The organism is Mizugakiibacter sediminis, from assembly GCF_000953855.2.
GTDB classification, from domain to species: domain Bacteria; phylum Pseudomonadota; class Gammaproteobacteria; order Xanthomonadales; family Rhodanobacteraceae; genus Mizugakiibacter; species Mizugakiibacter sediminis.
The window spans coordinates 23,107-40,904 of record NZ_DF970177.1; the positions used below are offsets into that span (position 1 = coordinate 23,107).

Annotated in this window: 20 protein-coding genes; 9 read left to right on the forward strand and 11 right to left on the reverse strand. The window is 71.7% G+C overall.

Features of this window, described 5'->3' with window-relative positions; all coding sequences use genetic code 11:
- Nucleotides 1-8: 8 nt before the first annotated feature.
- Complete coding sequence (locus MBSD_RS05655) at nt 9-932, reverse strand: peptidylprolyl isomerase (RefSeq protein WP_062535895.1); 924 nt, start codon at nt 930-932, stop codon at nt 9-11.
- 404 nt (nt 933-1,336) lie between these two features.
- Here MBSD_RS05655 and MBSD_RS05660 point away from each other — a divergent pair, with 404 nt between their 5' ends.
- On the forward strand, nt 1,337-1,759 hold the full coding sequence (locus tag MBSD_RS05660; protein ID WP_062535897.1) for a universal stress protein: 423 nt from the start codon (nt 1,337-1,339) through the stop codon (nt 1,757-1,759).
- A 51-nt stretch (nt 1,760-1,810) separates the two neighbouring features.
- Here MBSD_RS05660 and MBSD_RS05665 read toward each other — a convergent pair whose 3' ends face one another.
- Entirely contained in the window at nt 1,811-3,529 is a 1,719-nt protein-coding gene (locus MBSD_RS05665; protein WP_082306505.1) for an aminotransferase-like domain-containing protein, read from the reverse strand.
- Nucleotides 3,530-3,556: 27 nt separating this feature from the next.
- On the opposite strand from MBSD_RS05665, the gene MBSD_RS05670 reads away from it, so the two are divergent.
- Nucleotides 3,557-4,048, forward strand: a complete 492-nt coding sequence (locus MBSD_RS05670) for a GNAT family N-acetyltransferase (RefSeq protein WP_062535900.1) — start codon at nt 3,557-3,559, stop codon at nt 4,046-4,048.
- A gap of 81 nt (nt 4,049-4,129) precedes the next feature.
- Here the strand turns inward: MBSD_RS05670 and MBSD_RS05675 are convergent, their stop codons facing one another.
- Nucleotides 4,130-5,035 carry a LysR family transcriptional regulator gene (locus MBSD_RS05675; RefSeq protein ID WP_062535902.1) on the reverse strand — a complete coding sequence of 302 codons (906 nt, stop codon included), beginning with the start codon at nt 5,033-5,035 and terminating at the stop codon, nt 4,130-4,132.
- Nucleotides 5,036-5,150: 115 nt separating this feature from the next.
- Here MBSD_RS05675 and MBSD_RS05680 point away from each other — a divergent pair, with 115 nt between their 5' ends.
- The 3 genes from MBSD_RS05680 (at nt 5,151) to MBSD_RS05690 (ending at nt 7,546) form a co-directional block, all read left to right on the forward strand.
- Nucleotides 5,151-5,918 carry an SDR family NAD(P)-dependent oxidoreductase gene (locus MBSD_RS05680; protein ID WP_062535903.1) on the forward strand — a complete coding sequence of 256 codons (768 nt, stop codon included), beginning with the start codon at nt 5,151-5,153 and terminating at the stop codon, nt 5,916-5,918.
- Between the two features lie 339 nt (nt 5,919-6,257).
- A complete protein-coding gene (locus MBSD_RS05685) occupies nt 6,258-6,650 on the forward strand; it encodes a PadR family transcriptional regulator (RefSeq protein WP_425478097.1) in 393 nt (130 codons plus the stop codon).
- Nucleotides 6,647-7,546 (forward strand): sensor domain-containing protein, encoded by a 900-nt coding sequence (locus MBSD_RS05690; RefSeq protein WP_062535907.1) that lies wholly within the window; start codon nt 6,647-6,649, stop codon nt 7,544-7,546. The genes MBSD_RS05685 and MBSD_RS05690 overlap by 4 nt, the downstream gene beginning before the upstream one ends.
- Nucleotides 7,547-7,563: 17 nt before the next feature.
- Here MBSD_RS05690 and MBSD_RS05695 read toward each other — a convergent pair whose 3' ends face one another.
- Nucleotides 7,564-8,214, reverse strand: coding sequence for a DUF2238 domain-containing protein (locus tag MBSD_RS05695; RefSeq protein ID WP_237071754.1), 651 nt, complete (start codon nt 8,212-8,214; stop codon nt 7,564-7,566).
- A 46-nt stretch (nt 8,215-8,260) separates the two neighbouring features.
- Nucleotides 8,261-9,214, reverse strand: coding sequence for a CPBP family intramembrane glutamic endopeptidase (locus MBSD_RS05700; RefSeq protein WP_187300560.1), 954 nt, complete (start codon nt 9,212-9,214; stop codon nt 8,261-8,263).
- Nucleotides 9,215-9,347: 133 nt separating this feature from the next.
- Here MBSD_RS05700 and MBSD_RS05705 point away from each other — a divergent pair, with 133 nt between their 5' ends.
- Nucleotides 9,348-9,908, forward strand: coding sequence for a hypothetical protein (locus tag MBSD_RS05705; RefSeq protein WP_062535911.1), 561 nt, complete (start codon nt 9,348-9,350; stop codon nt 9,906-9,908).
- Between the two features lie 10 nt (nt 9,909-9,918).
- Nucleotides 9,919-11,034, forward strand: a complete 1,116-nt coding sequence (locus tag MBSD_RS05710; protein WP_062535913.1) for an NAD(P)/FAD-dependent oxidoreductase — start codon at nt 9,919-9,921, stop codon at nt 11,032-11,034.
- A gap of 16 nt (nt 11,035-11,050) precedes the next feature.
- On the opposite strand, the gene MBSD_RS05715 is transcribed toward MBSD_RS05710, so the two are convergent.
- The 4 genes from MBSD_RS05715 to MBSD_RS05730 form a co-directional block, all read right to left on the reverse strand.
- The gene (locus MBSD_RS05715; RefSeq protein WP_062535915.1) at nt 11,051-11,497 is read right to left on the reverse strand and encodes a hypothetical protein; all 447 of its coding nucleotides are present in this window, start codon (nt 11,495-11,497) and stop codon (nt 11,051-11,053) included.
- A 152-nt stretch (nt 11,498-11,649) separates the two neighbouring features.
- Nucleotides 11,650-12,405 carry a class I SAM-dependent methyltransferase gene (locus MBSD_RS05720; RefSeq protein ID WP_062535917.1) on the reverse strand — a complete coding sequence of 252 codons (756 nt, stop codon included), beginning with the start codon at nt 12,403-12,405 and terminating at the stop codon, nt 11,650-11,652.
- Nucleotides 12,406-12,474: 69 nt separating this feature from the next.
- Entirely contained in the window at nt 12,475-14,226 is a 1,752-nt protein-coding gene (locus tag MBSD_RS05725; RefSeq protein ID WP_062535932.1) for a DEAD/DEAH box helicase, read from the reverse strand.
- An 81-nt stretch (nt 14,227-14,307) separates the two neighbouring features.
- On the reverse strand, nt 14,308-14,796 hold the full coding sequence (locus MBSD_RS05730) for an NUDIX hydrolase (RefSeq protein WP_062535919.1): 489 nt from the start codon (nt 14,794-14,796) through the stop codon (nt 14,308-14,310).
- Nucleotides 14,797-14,936: 140 nt separating this feature from the next.
- Here MBSD_RS05730 and MBSD_RS05735 point away from each other — a divergent pair, with 140 nt between their 5' ends.
- Nucleotides 14,937-16,094, forward strand: a complete 1,158-nt coding sequence (locus tag MBSD_RS05735; protein WP_062535921.1) for a serine hydrolase domain-containing protein — start codon at nt 14,937-14,939, stop codon at nt 16,092-16,094.
- A 94-nt stretch (nt 16,095-16,188) separates the two neighbouring features.
- Complete coding sequence (locus tag MBSD_RS05740) at nt 16,189-16,758, forward strand: YkvA family protein (protein ID WP_062535923.1); 570 nt, start codon at nt 16,189-16,191, stop codon at nt 16,756-16,758.
- On the opposite strand, the gene MBSD_RS05745 is transcribed toward MBSD_RS05740, so the two are convergent.
- Together MBSD_RS05745 and MBSD_RS15360 are read right to left on the reverse strand one after the other, a co-directional pair.
- Entirely contained in the window at nt 16,731-17,384 is a 654-nt protein-coding gene (locus tag MBSD_RS05745; protein WP_062535925.1) for a class I SAM-dependent methyltransferase, read from the reverse strand. The genes MBSD_RS05740 and MBSD_RS05745 overlap by 28 nt on opposite strands.
- Nucleotides 17,385-17,602: 218 nt before the next feature.
- On the reverse strand, nt 17,603-17,798 hold a 196-nt coding region (locus tag MBSD_RS15360), incomplete at its 5' end, for a hypothetical protein (RefSeq protein ID WP_201797458.1).

Here is a 17,798-nt window from a genome sequence, read left to right on the forward strand (position 1 = left end):
GGCGCGATTCAGCGTTTGGGCGCGGCGCGCACCGGCAGCGGCACGTTGCAGAGATCGATGTGCGCGGCCGGCACCTTGTACCAGTCGTCGCGGCGGTTGCGCCGCGATTCCACCAGCGCGGCGAAGGTCGGCGTGTCGGTGCGCAGCACTTCGAGGTTCGTGCGCTCGGCCGGCGGCAGGTCGGCGGCGAGGCGCACGCGCAGGATCGGCACGCGCTGCTGCGGCTGCTCGTAGAAGCCCAGCGGTCCGCTGCCGCGCGGCAGCGCGGCCAGCAGCTCCATGCCCTGCACGACGCGGCCGACCAGGGCGATGTTGCGGTCGAGCTGGCGCGGCGCCTGGCCGATCACCGCGTACAGCTCGGTGCCGGGGCCGCTGTCGACGGCATTGTCGCGGCCGGCGCCGACCATGCCGTAGCAATGCGCCAGCCAGGCCTCGCCGCGGCGCGGATCGCGCGCCACCGGAAAGCCGTCGCTGAAGCCGACCTCGGGCGCGTAGACGTCGCCGTCGGGCAGGCGCGTGAACGGCAGGCCGGCGGCGGGGCGGACGAATTCCGGCGGCAACGTCGCCTTCGCCTCGCCGAGCGGCCGGCGCTTGCCGGGTTGGTCCGCCTCCGGGTCGCCCCATTGCGCGACGAAGTTGTCCTGCACGCGCAGGATCGCCAGGCCGTCCCAGTAGCGCGCGCGCGCCAGCGTCTCGATGTTGGCCGCGTGCAGCGGCGCGAATGCGGGCGCCAGCTCGATCACCACGCGCCCGCCCGGCAGGTCCATGTACAGCGTGTGCGCGGGATCGAGCGCGCGCCAGTCGGACGGCTGCGAGGCGTCAAGCACCTCCTGCATGGTGCGCGGTTTCGCCGCCGCGGCCGCGATCGCCGCCGAGGCGACGAGCGCAAGCGCGCAAAGAAGCAGGGTGGAGGGCCGCAGGGCAGGGCGCATCGCTGGATCCTTCGGGCGGCGGCCGGCGCGGCCGCGGTCCGCATCAGGCCCGCGTTCGCCGCGCGCGTCAAGGGGCGGCGGGCAAGGTATCCGGCGACCTGGCCGGCTCCAATAATCGGCCCGTCCCATGACCGTTCGTCCCGAGCCCTTCGGCAGGCTCAGGATGAACCACGGCCCGCTGGGCCGGCGGCGAAGGGCTGCTCCGAGGAGTGCTTCCACTCCGCTTGCCGACGCGGGCCACGCTCGGCACGAACGGGCATGGATGGCTGCGCATCGGGGCCGATCGGGTCCGGCGAAGCGCCGGGTGGCCGATTGATGCGCATCAACATCCTCGCGCCGCGCCGCGCAAGTATGCAAACATCGCGGCACACGGCTGCCGCCATGACCCACGAGGGAGGTGTCCGATGAAGGTGCTGATCGCCGTCGATGGCAGCGCATACGCGAACCGCGCGGTGCGTTACGTGCTCCAGCACATGACCCGCTTCGGCCGCAAGCCCGAACTGGCCATGGTCTTCGTGGACGTGCCGCTGCCGCCGCACATCGCCCGCGCCCTCGGCAGCAGCAATGTCGACCGCTACTACCAGCGCAACGCCGCCAAGGCGTTCCGCGCGCCGCTGGCCGCGGCGAAGAAGGCGGGCGTGGCGATCGAGCCGGTCACCATGGTCGGTTCGCCCGGACAGGCGATCGCGCAACTCGCCCAACGCGGCCGCTACGACCTGGTGGTGATGGGCTCGCACGGCCACGGCGCGCTGCGCGGCCTGCTGCTGGGCTCGGTGACGACCAAGGTGCTGGCGCAGAGCCGCGTGCCGGTGTTGATCGTGCGCTGAGGCGGCTCGCCGCGGATGGGGCGAGCCGGACGCGTGCCGCGGCTCGTTCGATCATCGACGACGCGTGGGTGAGGTATTGCCGCGGCGTGTGGTCATCGCATGCGCCAGCCGCCCGACGGTCTCGATGGCGGCGAGGAAAGCGGCGTCGATCTCGCGGCAGCAGGACAGCCGGATGCAGTGCCGATAGCGCGCGCCGGCGGAGTACACCTCGCCCGGCAGGATGACGATCTTCTCCGCAAGCGCCGCGCGGAACAGGGCGGCGCTGTCCACGGACGGCGGCAGCTCGACCCAGAGCAGGAAACCGCCGGCCGGCTGCGTCGCCGACGTCCCCGCGGGGAAATGCCGCGCGACCAGGCCGCGCACGGTCGCCACCTGCGACTGGCAGAGCCGGCGCAGGCGCTTGAGGTGGCGTTCGTAGCCGCCGTCCTGCAGCAGGCGGCCGACCGCTGCGCCGAGCAGGCCGGATTCGCCGCCGCTCATCGCGAACTTCAACTGCTGCACCGTCGGCGTGTAGCGCCCCGCGTGCAGCCAGCCGATGCGGAAATCGGGAGCCAGGGTCTTGGAGAAGCCCGCGCACGCCAGCACCCAGCCGTCGCGATCGAACGACTTGACCGCGGGTTCCGGCGGGTCGGCGGACTGCAGCTCCGCGTAGACCAGGTCCTCGATCAGCGGCACGCGATGCCGCGCCGCAAGCGCGGCCAGCCGCTGCTTGGCCGCGAGCGGCATGGTGCAGCCGAGCGGGTTGTGCACGGTCGGCATCGCCACCAGCGCGGCCAGCTCGCGCGCGCGCAGCAGGCGCGCGACGGCGTCCACGTCCAAACCATGGCGCGGGTGCGTCGGAATTTCGACGGCGCGCAGGCCGAGACCGCGCAGCAGCGGATAGAGGTTGAAGTACGCAGGCGCCTCGATGCCGATGCTGTCGCCCTCGCGTGCGACGGCGCGCAGCGCGAGATGCAGCGCTTCGGTGGCGCCGTGCGTCGTCACCACTTCGTCCGCCGGTAGCGCCATGCCGAGGCGCCGCGCGCGTCGTGCGACCTGCTCCCGCAGCAGTGCGTCGCCCGGAGGCAGCGCGTAGCGCGAGACCACGTCGGCGTGACGCCGCAGGATCGAGCGCGTCGTCCGCAGCAGAGGATCCGCCGGATAGAACCGACGGCCGTGCGGACAGGCCAGGGCCAGATCGAGATGGTCGGGACGGCCTTGCGCCGCCAGTACCTGTGCGGCCAGGTCATCCTGCCGATCGCCGAGCGCGCGGCTCGGCGCGCCGCGCAACGCGCGCTGCGGTTCCGGCAGGCGGGCGGCGACGTAGAAGCCCGATTGCGGCCGCGCCTCGATCAATCCGTGGTCTTCGAGCAGGCGGTAGGCCGCCGTCACCGTGTTGAGGCTCAGCCGCCGCTGCGCCGCGCACGCGCGCAGCGACGGCAGCGCCGCACCGGGCGCGAGGCGTCCCGTACCGATCGCCTCGCGCAGTTCGTCGGCCAGCGCGCGGTAGCGCGTCGACCGCGGCGATGGCGCGTCCACGGCTTGCTCGCTCCCGCGGGTCGATCCCACGCGCAACTGTACCCATTCAAATGATGGAAGACTGATGCTGTATCCAGCATCGGTCAAGTCGTAGCCTTGACGGACCAAGGGGGCGGGACCCCTGACGGCTACTCGCGTCCCGTCGTCCCGGCAAAAGCCGGGACCCAGCGCCTTTGCGCCGACGAGAGCACCGGCAAGACCCTGGATTCCGGCCTTCGCCGGAATGACGACAGGAAACTGGCCGACCGCCATTGGGACTGCAACCCTCGAGCCGCTGCCATGATCGATATCCGCCCCGCCGGGTTTCCGCGCGACGCCGATGCGGTGCGCGCGCTGTTCCGCGAATACGCCGACAGCCTGGGCATCGACCTCGGCTTCCAGGGCTTCGAGGCTGAACTGGCCGCGCTGCCCGGCAAGTACGCCCCGCCGGGCGGACGACTGCTGCTCGCTTGGCGCGACGACGAAGCGGTCGGCTGCGCGGCGCTGCGGCCCATCGACGCGCAGACCTGCGAGATGAAGCGCCTCTACGTCCGCCCCGCCGCGCGTGGCGAGCGGCTCGGCCGCCGGCTGGCAGAACGCATCTGCGAGGAGGCGCGCCAGGCCGGCTACGCGCGCATCCGTCTGGACACGCTGCCGTCGATGGCACCGGCGCAGCAGCTCTACCGCGCGCTCGGCTTCCGGCCGATCGAACCTTACGTCTACAACCCCGTCGCGGGGGCGCGGTTCATGGAGCTCGACTTGCGCCACGAGGCGGGCGCGCTCATGCGCTAAGGCGGGTGTTCGCCGGCGTGGCTGGATGGGTAAGGCGGCGGCGGACCTTCGCCCGATGCAAGCCGGCGACGCGGATATCCGCTAGGGACCTGCGGCCTCCGCAGCGGCGTCGTACGCCTTCACCACCCAGTCGATGAACACGCGCACGCGCAGGCTGAGCTGGCGATTGCGCGGATAGAGAATGTGCACGGGCGTCGGCGAAGGCGGCGTGTCGGCGAGGACCTCGCACAGTGCGCCCTCCGCAAGATCCCGCTGCACGGCATAGTACGGCACCTGGATCAGGCCGTGGCCATGCAGCGCGGCGGCGCGGTAGGTGTCGGCGCCGTCGACCGACAAGGTCATCGGAAGCGTCACCGTCCTGCGCTGTCCATCGACCATGAACTCCAGCGGCAGGATGCCGCCGGTCGCGGAGGAACGGAACCCGATCATGCGATGGCCTTGCAGGGCATCCCAGCGCGTCGGCATGCCGTGGCGTGACAGATAGTCGGGGGATGCCACGGTCACTTCCCGCAACAGCGCGACACGGCGGGCCGACAGGTCGCTTTCCTTCGGCTCGCCCGCGCGCAGCACGCAATCGATGCCCTCGCGCACGAGATCGACGAAACGGTCGCTCTCACTCAGGAAAAGTTCGAGATCGGGGTACGCGTCGAAGAATTGCCGCAGTCGCGGCACGATGACGCGGCGCGCCTGCGTGCCCTGCACGCCGACGCGCAGCAGACCTTTCGGTTTCGCGTCGGTGAAAGCGCTGTCGGCTTCCTCGACGTCGGCCAGGATCGACAGGCAGCGCTGGTAATACGCCTCGCCGTCCAGCGTCACACGCACCAGGCGGGTGGTGCGTTCGAGCAGCCGCACCTTCAAGCGGGCTTCGAGCCGCTTGACGGCGTCGGTCACCGTGGAGGCCGGCAGGCGCAGATCCTCGGCCGCGCGGCTGAAGCTGCCGCGCTCGACCACCCGCACGAAGACCCGCATGGTGTCGAACCGGTCCATTATTCGTTCTTGCCGGATAGTGATGACGGATCATGGCTGATTATCTCCGGACGTGGAAGTGTCAAGGTGGCGCTACCGGGCAACCCGGATCGCGTTCCCTCGAGGAGAGACCGTCATGTCGAACGAAACCGCAAAAGTCGCCCTGGTGACCGGCGCCAGCCGCGGTTTGGGCCGCAACATGGCCATCGCGCTCGCGCGCAAGGGCGTCGACGTCATCGGCACCTACCACAGCCACCAGGCAGAGGCTGCCGCTGCCCGGGCCGAGATCGAAGCGCTCGGCCGCAAGGCGGCGATGCTCCGGTTGGACACCGGCCATGTCTCGAGCTTCCCGGCCTTCGCCGCCGATCTGAAGCAGGCACTCGCCGCAACCTGGAAGCGCACGAGCTTCGACTACTTGGTCAACAACGCCGGCATCGGCATCCACGCGCCTTTCGCCGAGACGACCGAAGCCGATTTCGACCGCCTGATGAACATCAACCTCAAGGGCGTGTTCTTCCTGACCCAGACGCTGCTGCCGCTATTCGCCGACGGCGGACGCATCGTCAACCTGTCGAGCGGGCTGACCAGGTTCAGCCTGCCCGGTTACGCCGCCTATGCCGCGATGAAGGGCGGCGTCGAGGTGCTGACCCGTTACCTGGCGAAGGAACTCGGCCCGCGCGGCATCGCGGTCAACACCATCGCGCCCGGCGCCATCGAGACCGACTTCGGCGGCGGCGCCGTGCGCGACAACAAGCAGCTCAACGCCTTCGTCGCCAGCGTGACGGCGCTGGGACGTCCCGGCCTGCCCGACGACATCGGCCCCGTGGTCGCGTCGCTGCTCTCGGAGGACAGCCGCTGGATCAACGCCCAGCGCATCGAAGTCTCCGGCGGCATGTTCGTCTGAATCCTCGCGGGAGCGCCCGCTCGCGGAACGGGGCTCGCAGTCCGCGCACGCGCGGGCAGCGGCCATCGCCAAGATCCTCGAGACGCGATACGGACGGATCGGAACCCGTGTTGATGGCTGGCGCGGAGGCCGCTTCGGCCCGTGCGGCGGGTGGCGCCGGGCAGCGCATTGCCGGGATCCGATGTCTGGCCCCGGGGTGCCAGCAAGATGTCATTGCAGGGTGCCTGAACTCGCTGCGCGTGCATTCGGTCGACCCATGGGCGTCGTGCGCGCGCCTTGAGCGACCCGTCATGACTTCCGGCCGATCCGCTATGTAGAAGTTAGTACTACAGTTGACCCATGCCTAGCTGCGCGCGGGTGCGGGTCGTGAGCGACACCGAGAGCCACCTCAAGAAGTTCCAGAAGGAGCTGGCCGCCGGCACCGTGGCGATGGTGCTGCTGGCGGTGCTGGCGCGCGCGCGCGAACCGCTGTACGGCTACCAGATCGCCAAGCAGCTCGAGCGCCGCGGCAGCGGCGTGCTCGCCGGCAAGCAGAGCGCGCTGTATCCGGTGCTGCGCAACCTCAGCGCCGCCGGGCTGGCCGCGAGCCACGTCGAGCCGTCCATCGCCGGGCCGCCGCGCCGCTACTACGCGATCACGCCGCTGGGGCGCGCCGTGCTGCGCGCCTGGAGCGAGGCGTGGTCGGACACCCGCGACTTCGTCGACGCCGTACTGAAGGGGACACCGCCATGACGCCCGCCATCCCGAAGACCATCGAGGCCTATCTCGAGCAGTTGCGCGAAGCGCTGGCCGGCGCGGACGCGGCGCTGATCCAGGACGCTCTGTACGACGCCGAGGAATACCTGCGCTCGGAGCTGGCCGAACATCCGGGCCGGGGCGAGGCCGACCTGCTGGCCGAAGTGGCGACCAGCTACGGCGCGCCGGAGGAGGTGGCCGACATCTACCGCGACAAGGAAACGCAGGTGCAGGAGGCGCTGCGTGCGCCGCCGCCGACCGCGCGACGCTCGCCGCTTGGGCGCTTCTTCGCCGTCGGCGCCGATCCCCGCGCCTGGGCCGCGCTGTTCTACATGATCCTGTCGCTGGCGACCGGCATCTTCTACTTCACCTGGGCGGTCACCGGCACCAGCCTGTCGCTGGGGTTGAGCGTGCTGATCTTCGGCCTGCCGTTCGCGACGCTGTTCATCGCCACCGTGCGCGCGCTGTCGCTGGTCGAGGGGCGCCTGATCGAAGCGATGTTCGGCGTGCGCATGCCGCGGCGGCCGCTGTACGCCGATCGCGGCAAGCCGCTGATGGCGCGCATCAAGGGCATGTTCGCCGATCCGCGCACCTGGTCGACGCTGTTCTACATGGTGCTGATGCTGCCGCTCGGCATCCTCTACTTCACCATCGCGATCGTCGGCGTGGCGCTGTCGCTGGAACTGCTGATCGGGCCGATCCTGTACGCGACCACCGGCTTCGGTTTCATCAACTTCGACGACGTCTCCTACGGCATTCCGCTGTGGCTGGAACCGTTGACGCTGGTGCTCGGCGCCGTGCTGTTCTGCGCGCTGCTGCACCTCGCGCGCGGCATCGGCCGCGTGCACGGCGCGCTCGCCAAGCAACTGCTGGTGAAGACCGCGCAGTACTGAAGGGAGGCGCCGGCGACTCAGCGCGCGCGCCGCCGGCGCCACTGCACGGCGATCTGCGCGATCACCGCGCCCAGCGTCGCCAGCGCCATGTCCTTCTGCGCGTCCCAGACGTCGCCCTGCGTGCCGAGATAGGCCTGGCCGAGCTCGCCGCCGAATGCCTCGGCGGCGCCCCATTCGACCAGCTCGTAGATGGTCGAGTGCGACATCACGAACAGCACCGGCAGCAGCCAGCGCCACACGCCGCGCGGCGGCGCCACCGCGTCGAGCAGTTCCACCGCCGCCGGCAGGACCAGCAGGCCGTAGCCGAAGTGGATCAGGCGGTCGTAATGGTTGCGCGCGAAGCCGAGCAGCGGATTCAGCGCGTGGCGGGTCAGCGCCTCGAACCAGCGGTCGTAGGGCACCAGCGAATAGGTGTAGTGCGCGCCGATCTCGTGCAGGACGAAGAAGACGAACAGCGTGGTGTAGGCGCCGTTGGAGAATCGCAGGCGCCTGAAGGTCGCCACGAACAGCGGCACCGCGACCAGCACCAGCAGGTTCTCCAGCAACCAGTCCTGGCGGAACAGCGGGCGGATCGCCAGCGCCAGCCAGAGCAGCGCGAACACGCCGAGCAGCGTGGCCGGGTAGGCCCAGCGGTGGGCGAAGTAGCGCTGCATCGGCGTGGACGTCATACGGCGGCCGTTCCCGCGGCGGGCACGACGATCCGCCCGATGCCGCTTAGGTTAGCGCCTCGCTGGTCCGGCCCGCCGTCGTCGTTGCGGCGCGCCGCGGCAGGGCTTGCAGCCGCACCTGCGGATAGCGGCGATGGAACGCCCAGGCCATCAGCGCCAGCAGCGGGAAGATCAGCCAGCTCGCCTCCAGCCCTTGCGGACCGCCGGTCAACCACGCCGGTCCGCCGAAATGCGTGTCGAGCAGGTGGCCGGGCAGCGGCCGGCCGCCGTTGCCGATGTTGGGCGCGCCGTACAGGCCGAGCGCGAAGAAATCGAACGCCGCGTGGAAGCCGATCGCGAACCACAACTGGCCGGTGCGCAGCAAGGTGAAGCAGCAGAACAGGCCGAGCAGGGTGACGCCGACGCCGTCGGCGACGGTCTCCATCGGCTTGAAGAAATAGTGCGCGCCGCCGAACAGCAGCGACAGCAGCCAGGCGGCCGGCCAGAAGCCGATGCCGCGCGCCAGCGCCACGAAGGGATAGCCGCGGAACAGGCTCTCCTCGGCCAGCCCCACCATCGCCATCGCCGCGATCCACAGCGCGGCCATGCGCGCCAGCGCGGAGCCGTGCAAAGCGAAGCCGCCGACACCGACGCCACCGCCGGCCCAGGCGACGGCGAACAGCGCGGACACCAGCAGCGCCGCCCACAACGCGCCTTCCCAGAACATGGGCCCGAACGCGCCGCGCAGCGGCAGGCCGAACCAGGCCGTGCCGCGGCGTTCGACACGGACCAGCGCCCAGCTCACCGCGAGCACGGAGATCGCCATCAAGGTGTCGGCGATCAGCAGGTCCTTGGGATCGAAACCCGGCGGCGGGGTGTAGCGGGCGGCGGTCAGTACTGCCCAGCCCAGCCCGTTGTCGACGAGCAGCCACAGCGCGAGAAAGGCGAGGAAGCGCCAACCCGCGCGCAGCCCCTCCGGTCCGAGCAACAGCCAGCGCAGGCGCGAGACGGCGGTCGACATCGACGGCTCCTTCGACAGGACGTGGCGTGCCGCCATCGTGGCACGGCCGCCTCGTTCGCGGGAAGCCGTACCGGTCGCACGACGGCGCGTGCCCTGCTAACGTGCCGCCGCCGTCGCAGCGAGCGGGCAGGACATGAGCGACTTCGAATACATCTCGGTGCTGCTGTCGATCCTCCTCGGCCTCGGCATCGCGCAGTTGCTTTCGGGCATCGCCCGCCTGGTGCGCGACGGCCGGCGGTTGGCGCCGGCGTGGTGGCTGATGGTGATGGCGGCGACGCTGCTGCTGGCGCACTTCCAGGTGTGGTGGGTATCGTTCGGCTGGCGCTTCGTGCAGGCGTGGACCTTCTTCGGCTATGCCGCGTTCATGGTCATGCCGATGCTGCTGTACCTGCTGGCCTATCTGATCCTGCCGGCGGACCTGCTGCTGGACGGCAGGGAATGGGTGCGGGAATTCCTCGCGCGCCGCCGGGCGTTCTACGCCATCGTCGCGCTGGTGCCGCCGGCGAGCTTCTTCCAGCAGTGGATGCTCAGCCGGCTGGTGTTCGATTTCGACACCGCCATGCGCCTGCTGTGGCTGGCGCTGGCGGTCCCCGGTTTCGTTTCGCGCCGCGTCGCCGTGCAGGCCGCGCTGGCGGTGACCTACTTCGTCGTCTTCGTCATCTACATCTGCATGCTGTTCGTGCGGATGCAGTGAGGTCGAAGGCATGGGGGCGGCGTACGACGTCGAAGCGATCGTGGTCGGGGCCGGCGTGGTCGGCCTGGCCTGCGCGCGCGCGCTGGCGGCCGCCGGCCGCGAGGCGTGGGTGCTGGAAGCCGAGGCGAAAGCGGGCGAGGGCATTTCCAGCCGCAACTCCGGCGTGATCCACGCCGGTCTGTACTATCCGACGGGCTCGCTGAAGGCGCGCCTGTGCCTGCGCGGCAACGCGCTGTTGTACGCGTGGTGCGAAGCGCATGCGGTGCCGCACCGGCGGCTGGGCAAGCTGGTGGTGGCGGCCGCCGGCGGGGAAATCGATGCGCTGCGCGCGTTGCAGGCGCGCGCGCTGGCGAACGGCGTGCAGGGTCTGCGTTGGCTGCAGGCCGCCCAGGCGCGGAACCTGGAGCCCGCGCTGCGCTGCGCGGCGGCGCTGGAATCGCCGAGCTCGGGCATCGTCGACGTGCCGGCCTACGTGCTCAGCCTGGTCGCCGCGATCGAGCGCGCCGGCGGGCGTGTGCTGACGCGCATGCGTGTCGAGCGCGTGGCGCGCGAGGGCGACGGTTTCCGCGTCGAGACCGCGGACGGCGGCGCCGCGCGCTGCCGCTGGCTGGTCAACGCCGCCGGTCTCGGCGCGGTGGAACTCGCGCATCGCATCGACGGCCTCGATGCGCGCCACGTGCCGACGCTTCACTACGCCGCCGGCCACTACTACGCGTTGCACGGGCGCGCGCCGTTCGCGCGGCTGATCTATCCGCTGCCGCAGCCGCAGGGTCTCGGCGTGCACCTCGGCTTCGACCTCGCCGGGCGCGCGCGGTTCGGCCCCGACGTGCGCTGGCTCGCGGCACCCGACTACCGCTTCGACGACGGCCGGCGCGCGCGCTTCGCCGACGCGGTGCGCGCCTGGTGGCCGGCGCTGCGCGACGAGGATCTCGCGCCGGACTTCGTCGGCGTGCGCCCCAAGCTCGCCGGACCGGGTGAGCCGATGGCGGATTTCCGCATCGACGACGCCTCGGTGCACGGCCTGCGCGGCCTGGTCAACCTGTTCGGCATCGAGTCGCCCGGGCTGACCGCCAGCCTGGCGCTGGGCGAGGAAGTGCGCGACCGCCTGGCGCGGTCGTCCGCGTGAACGCGAACCCGCATCCCTACAGCGTCGACTGCGGCGGGTAGACGATCCGTTCGATGCCGAGCGGGTGGTAGCAGCGCGCGTAGATCGGATGGCAGCGCCGCAGCACGCCGCGCGCGCGTTCCTCGCTCGCGCGGTCCGGCACGTACACGAACAGGAAGGCGCCGCCGCGCCTGGCCAGCTTGAGATCGTCCTCGATGTAGCCGGCCTCGGTGCCGACCGCCTCGGCGATGAACGCCTCGAGGCGCTGCAGCCAGTTGGCGCCGCGCCGCGATTCCAGCCGCTTGGCCACGAACGGGCCGGTCGCCGCGGCGACGTCGTCGCGCGGAAAGCCCGCTTCGACGAACTGTCGCTCGACTTCCTTGGCGCGCTCGTAGGTGTCGAAGCCGGCGACCACGTAGTGGCGCGGATAGAACAGGCCGAACGAGGTGTCGGCCTCCTTGAAGAACGCCCAGCGCTGTTTCATGGGCCACCTCCGCCTGGCGCTGAAGGTGGATCGATTCTAGACCCGCGACCGGAGATGGACGTTAACACGGCCGCGCCGCTGCCTCGAGCGCGCCGCATCGCGCTGCGCGCCCTCGCCGTGACGAGGCGAGGGCGCGTCGGTTGCGGCGCCGTTCAGCGCTTGCGGTAGACCTGCACGAAGCGGTCGGTGTGGCCGCGGATGGCCTTGTCGAACACCGTCTTGACGTGGTCGTCCGCCGGATTGTGCAGGCCGTCCCAGGTCTTCACCAATTTGAATCCGTGCGACTCGATGTCGCGCTTGGCGAATGCCGGGTCGATGCGGTGCAGCGTCTGCGCATCGGCCTTGCCGCTGCCGGGGCGCGCGGCGTGATCGACGATCAGGAAGGCGCCGCCCGGCTTCAGCGCGGCGTGGATCTGGTCGAGGAACTTGCCGGCGTCGATGGCCGGCCAGCCGCCCTCGGGATCGACGTAGTAGAGGTCGTGGTAGGACTTGATGATCATCGCCACGTCCACGCTCGCCGGCGCGATGCCGAACGCGGCCGGATCGATGGTGACGTGTTCGACGTTGGGCAGGCGGCCACCTGCCAGGCGCGCGTCGAGTTCCTTCGCGCTGAACTTGTCGTACGGCGCGTTGTTGGCCAGCAGCACCTTGCCCGTGGGGCCGACCACGTACGAGGCCAGCTCGCTGTAGTAGCCGCCGCCGGCGAAGATGTCGGCGACGGTCATGCCGGGCTTGATGCCGGCCAGCGCCAGCACCTCGGCGGGCTTGTCGAGCGCGTCGCGCTCGCGGTCGGCGGCGCTGCGCGCCGGGTTGGCGACGGCGGCCTGGTAGAGGTCCGCCGGCGCGGCGGCGCCGGCGGCGAACGTCGGGAGGGCGAGCGACAGCAGGAGCAGCAGGACACGGCGCATGGACGGTCTCCGGCAGGGGCGGGTGCGCGCAGCCTAGTGCTGCGATGCCTGCCGCACCTATGCCGAAGGTCACCGCCGCGCCGGCTTGCGCTTCGGCGGCGCCTTGCCGCCCGGGCGGCTGCGCGCGGGACGCGCCGTGCCGGCTTCCGTCGCGGCGTCCGCGGCGCGCGCGATGCGCAGCATGCGCCCGGCGACGCGCACCTTCTTCAGGTGCTGCAGCAGCTCGCGCGGCATGCCCTCGGGCAGGTCGACGAAGCTGTGCTCGTCCTCGATGCGCACGCGGCCGATGTACTGGCTGTCGAGGCCGGCCTCGTTGGCGATCGCGCCGACGATGTTGCCCGGCTTGACGCGGTGCGCGCGGCCGACCTCGATGCGGTAGGTCTCGAAGCCGGGCTCGGGCGTGCGTTCGCGCGGCGGTCGCGGCCCGCGCTCCGCGCGCGGCGGCTTCGCGGGCGCGCCCGCCTCGTGGCGGCGGGCGTCGCGCGGTTCGCGCTTCGACGGCGCTTCGAGCAGCAGCGGCGCTTCGCCGTGCGCGAGGCGCGCCAGCGCCGCGGCGATCTCGCGCGCCGGCACGTCGTGCGCGGCTTCGTACTGGTCGACCAGCGCTTGGAACGCCTCCAGCCCGCCCGCCGCCAGGGTGTCGCCGATGCGCTGCATGAAGCGGGCGATGCGGCGGTCGTTGACGGCTTCGACGCTGGGCAGCGTCATCTCGGCGATCGGCTGGCGCGTGGCGCGCTCGATCGCGCGCAGCATGCCCTTCTCGCGCGGGGTGACGAACAGGATCGCCTCGCCGCTGCGCCCGGCGCGGCCGGTGCGGCCGATGCGGTGCACGTAGGATTCGGTGTCGTAGGGGATGTCGTAGTTCAGCACGTGGCTGATGCGCTCGACGTCGAGGCCGCGCGCGGCGACGTCGGTGGCGACCAGGATGTCGAGCTTGCCCTCGCGCAGTTGCTGGATGATGCGCTCGCGCTGCGGCTGGGCGACGTCGCCGTTGATCGCCGCGGCGGCGAAGCCGCGCGCCTGCAGCTTCTCCGCCAGCTCGTCGGTGGCCTGCTTGGTGCGCGCGAACACGATCATCGCCTCGAACGGCTCGGCCTCGAGGATGCGGGTCAGCGCGTCCAGCTTGTGCATGCCGGCGACCCACCAGTAGCGCTGGCGGATGTTGGCGGCGGTGGTGGTCTTCGCCTCGATGGTGACTTCGACCGGTTCGCGCAGGTGGGTCTGCGCGATGCGGCGGATCGGCGCCGGCATGGTGGCCGAGAACAGCGCCACCTGGCGCGTCGGCGGCGTGCGCTCGATGACCTTCTGCACGTCGTCGATGAAGCCCATGCGCAGCATCTCGTCGGCTTCGTCCAGCACCAGCCGGGCGAGCGCGGAGAGATCCAGCGAGCCGCGCTCGAGGTGGTCGATCACGCGGCCGGGCGTGCCGACCACCACCTGCGCGCCGCGGCGCAGCCCGGCGAGCTGCGGGCCGTAGCTCTGCCCGCCGTAGATCGGCAGCACGTGGAAGCCGGGCAGGCGCGAAGCGTAGCGCTGGAACGCCTCGGCGACCTGGATCGCCAGCTCGCGGGTCGGCGCCAACACCAGCGCCTGCGGTTTGCCGGGCGCGGGATCGAGTCGCGCCAGGATCGGCAGCGCGAACGCGGCGGTCTTGCCGGTGCCGGTCTGCGCCTGGCCGAGTACGTCGCGGCCTTGCAGCAGCGCCGGGATGGTGGCGGCCTGGATCGGCGAGGGCGCCTCGTAGCCGACCGCATCCAGCGCCTGCAGCAGCGGCGCGGGCAGGCCGAGGTCGCGGAAGGTGGCGGGCGTATCGCTGGACATGGGCTCGACGGCGAAAGCGCCGGAGCGGACGCAGCGGCGGGGCGCCATGGTAGCGCGCCGGGCCTGCGCGCGACGCGCCGATCAGGCGCGGCTGTAGCGCCAGGACTGCATGCGGCCGTCGCGGTAGGGCATCACGCCGTGGAACGGGCGCGGGTCGCCGTCGAACACCAGCGGCAGGAAGTGGCGGTCGCCCTCCCACAGCGGCAGCTCGAGGATGCGTTCGACGGGCACCCATTCCAGCGCGCCTTCGTGGTTGCGCTCGAACGGCGTGCCGGCGAAGGCGGTGACCAGGAACACGAAGCCCAGCCAGTCCTCGCCGTGCCTGCCGAAACCGGGCCAGCTGATCGTGCCGCGCAGGGTCAGCTCGGTGCAGTCGATGCCGGCTTCCTCGCGGATCTCGCGGCGCATGCCGGCGAGCACGTCCTCGTCGCGCTCGAGCTTGCCGCCGAGGCCGTTGTACTTGCCGAGGTGATGGTCGTCCTCGCGCGCGTTGCGGTGGATCAGCAGCACCTGCGAACGGTCGGGCGAGAGCACGTAGCCTAAGGTGGCGGCGATGGGCGTGTAGGGCATGGCGGCGGGTACGGCGGAAACGCGCCATTGTACGGCCTGCGCAGCGGGCCTTCGGCGTGACCTGCGCGGCTTGCGCGGCAGCGCCATCCTGCGACACTGCGCGCGGCCCGTGTCGGGCCGGTTCCGTTCCGGGGAGTGCCATGCGTTTCGTCGCGTCCGTCCTTGCGCTGATCCTCGCCCTGCCGGCGGCGTCCGCCGGCGCCGCCGAGTACGTGCCATCGCGGCACCACTGGGAGCATCGCGACCCGGCGGCGGCGGGCTTCGATCCGCAGCGGCTGGCGGCCGCGGTCGCCTACGCCCAGGCGCACGCCGACCTGCAGCCGGGCGACATGCGCCAGGCGCTGGTCGACTACTTCGGCGCGCGCGAGCCGGACTACAGCGTGCACGGCCCGACCAAGCCGCGCGTCGGCGCCGCCGGGTTGATCGTGCGCCACGGCTACATCGTCGCGCAGTGGGGCGACGTGGCGCGCACCGACATGACCTTCAGCGTGGCCAAGAGCTACCTGTCGACGGTGGCCGGCCTGGCGCTGGCCGACGGCCTGATCGGTTCGCTGGACGACCGCCTGGCCGACTACGTCGACGACGGCTCCTACGCCTCGCCGCACAACGCGCCGATCACCTGGCGGCACATGCTGACGCAGACCTCCGACTGGCAGGGCACGCTGTGGGGCATCCCCGACTGGGCCGACCGCCCGGAGGGCACCGACCGCGCGCAGTGGCCGCGGCGCGCGCTGCACGCGCCGGGCACGCACTTCAAGTACAACGACGTGCGCATCAACGCGCTGGCCTATGCGCTCTTGCAGGTGTGGCGCAAGCCGCTGCCGCAGGTGCTGAAAGAGCGCGTGATGGATCCGATCGGCGCCTCCAACGCCTGGCGCTGGACCGGCTACGCCGACTCCTGGGTGGAGCTGGACGGCCTGCGCATGCAGTCGGTGTCGGGCGGCGGCCACTTCGGCGGCGGCATGTTCATCAGCGCGCTGGACCATGCGCGCTACGGCCTGCTGTTCCTGCGCCGCGGCCGCTGGGGCGAGCGCCAGGTGTTGCCGGCCGAATGGGTCGCGCAGGCGCACGCGCCGTCGGCGGCGAAGGACGACTACGGCCTGCTGTGGTGGCTCAACACCGGCCGCAAGGCCGTGCCGCAGGCGCCCGAGTCGGCGTACTGGGCGGCCGGCTTCGGCGGCCACTACATCTACATCGACGAGGTGCACGATCTCGTCGTGGTGCTGCGCTGGGACAACGACTTCCCCGGCACCATCGCGCGCATCCTCGGCGCGCTGGAGGCGGCGCCGGCGCGCTGAGCCGGTGCCGCGGCGAAAGCGGGTGACGCGGCGCCGCGCTTGCGGCATGCTTGCCCATCGGGCTCGCGATACCGGCAGCTGCCCCGGGCACGGCATGCGCATCACCATCGAACTGGAAGACTCGGACATCCGGCGTTTCCACGAGGCGCTGGCGCGCGCGCACCGGCTGGTGGCCTGCGCGGACGAGACCGAGATCCTCGCCGCGGCCAAGCACGCGCTCGACCATCTGCCGATCGCCTGCGCGCCGAGCTACGTGCGCAAGCGCATGGTCGAGGTGCAGCGCCTGATCGTGATGCTGGAGGACGAGGCCTGGGCGCTGCCGCCGCCGGAACGCGAGGACGTGGTCAGGACGCTGGTCTACTTCAGCGACCCCGAGGACATGATCCCCGACGAAGTGGAAGTGATCGGCCTGCTCGACGACGCGATCATGCTCGAGCTGCTGCTGCGCCGGCTGCGCCACGTGATCGGGGCCTACGGCAGCTTCTGCGCCTTCCGCGCCTCGCTGGGGCCGCCGCCGCAGGATGCGGCCGGGCGCATCGCTTACGCGCGCAGACTGTCGCGGCGCCGCGAGGCGCTGCAGCGGCGCATGCGCCTGCGCGGCGCGACGGCGGCGCCGGCGCGCGCCCGCGGCACGGCTCAGGCGCGCCGTGCCAGCAGCAGGTAACTGTTGAACGGCGTGCGGCCCCACAAGGGACGATGCTCGACCGCGAAGCCGGCGGCCTGCAGCGGCGCGCGGATCTCGTCGAGGCGGGGGAAATGGACGGCGCCGACCCGCATCCAGCGCGACAGCCGCAGCAGGTGCTCCTCGAACACGGTGGCGTGGTAGCGCCAGGAGCGGTCGCGCAGCACGTTGCGGATCAGCAGCAGGCCGTCCGGCGCGATGCGCGTCGCGGCGACCGCGAGCAGCGCGCGCTGGCGCGCCGCCGGCAGATAGTGCAGCACGTCCAGCAAGGCGACGTTGCCGCTGAACGCCGGCAGGTCGCCGTCGTCGCCGACCTGCAGCCGCAGCGGCGGCAGCAGGCCGGCGGCGGCCGCACGCCCCGCGGCGATCTTGCGCGGATCGTTGTCGATGCCGAGGTAGTCGCCGTGCCAGCCGTGCTCGCGCAGGTAGGCGCCGAGCAGGCCCATGCCGCAGCCGATGTCGAGCAGCGCCAGCGGGCTGCCGGCGAGGAGGCGCGCGACCTCGGCGTACACCGGATCGATGCGCAGCTTGCCGCGGGCGTAGCCGCGCAGCCCGGGCGAAGGCAGGCGGCGCACGATGCGCGCGATGGCGACATCCGTGGACGACATGGGCGCTCCGCGGCGGCGGTGCGCCGACCATAACCCAGGCGCGCCCGCTTGTCGCGTGGGCGATGCGGGCTTCGAACGGCGCCACGCGTGCCGTACGTCGTCGCGGTTTCGGGAGGCGGCCATGCGGATCTCCGCAGGCGAACGGCGCCGATGCGTATCCGGCCGCACCGCGCGCGGCGCCGGCCCGAATCCGGCGCGGGCGACGCCGGTCGGGCCGCTCAGTGCGCCGCGGCGGCTTCGCGCGCCACTTGCAGCGCGCGTTCGGCGGCGAGGCGCAGCGCCGCGGGATCGGCGGCCGACTCGCTGCCGATCGCGCTGCCGACGCTGGGCACGACGCGCACGTCGACGCCGACCAGCGTCAGCGGCGTGCGTCGCGCGCGTTCTCGCAACCGTTCCGTGGTCGCGGCGGCGGCG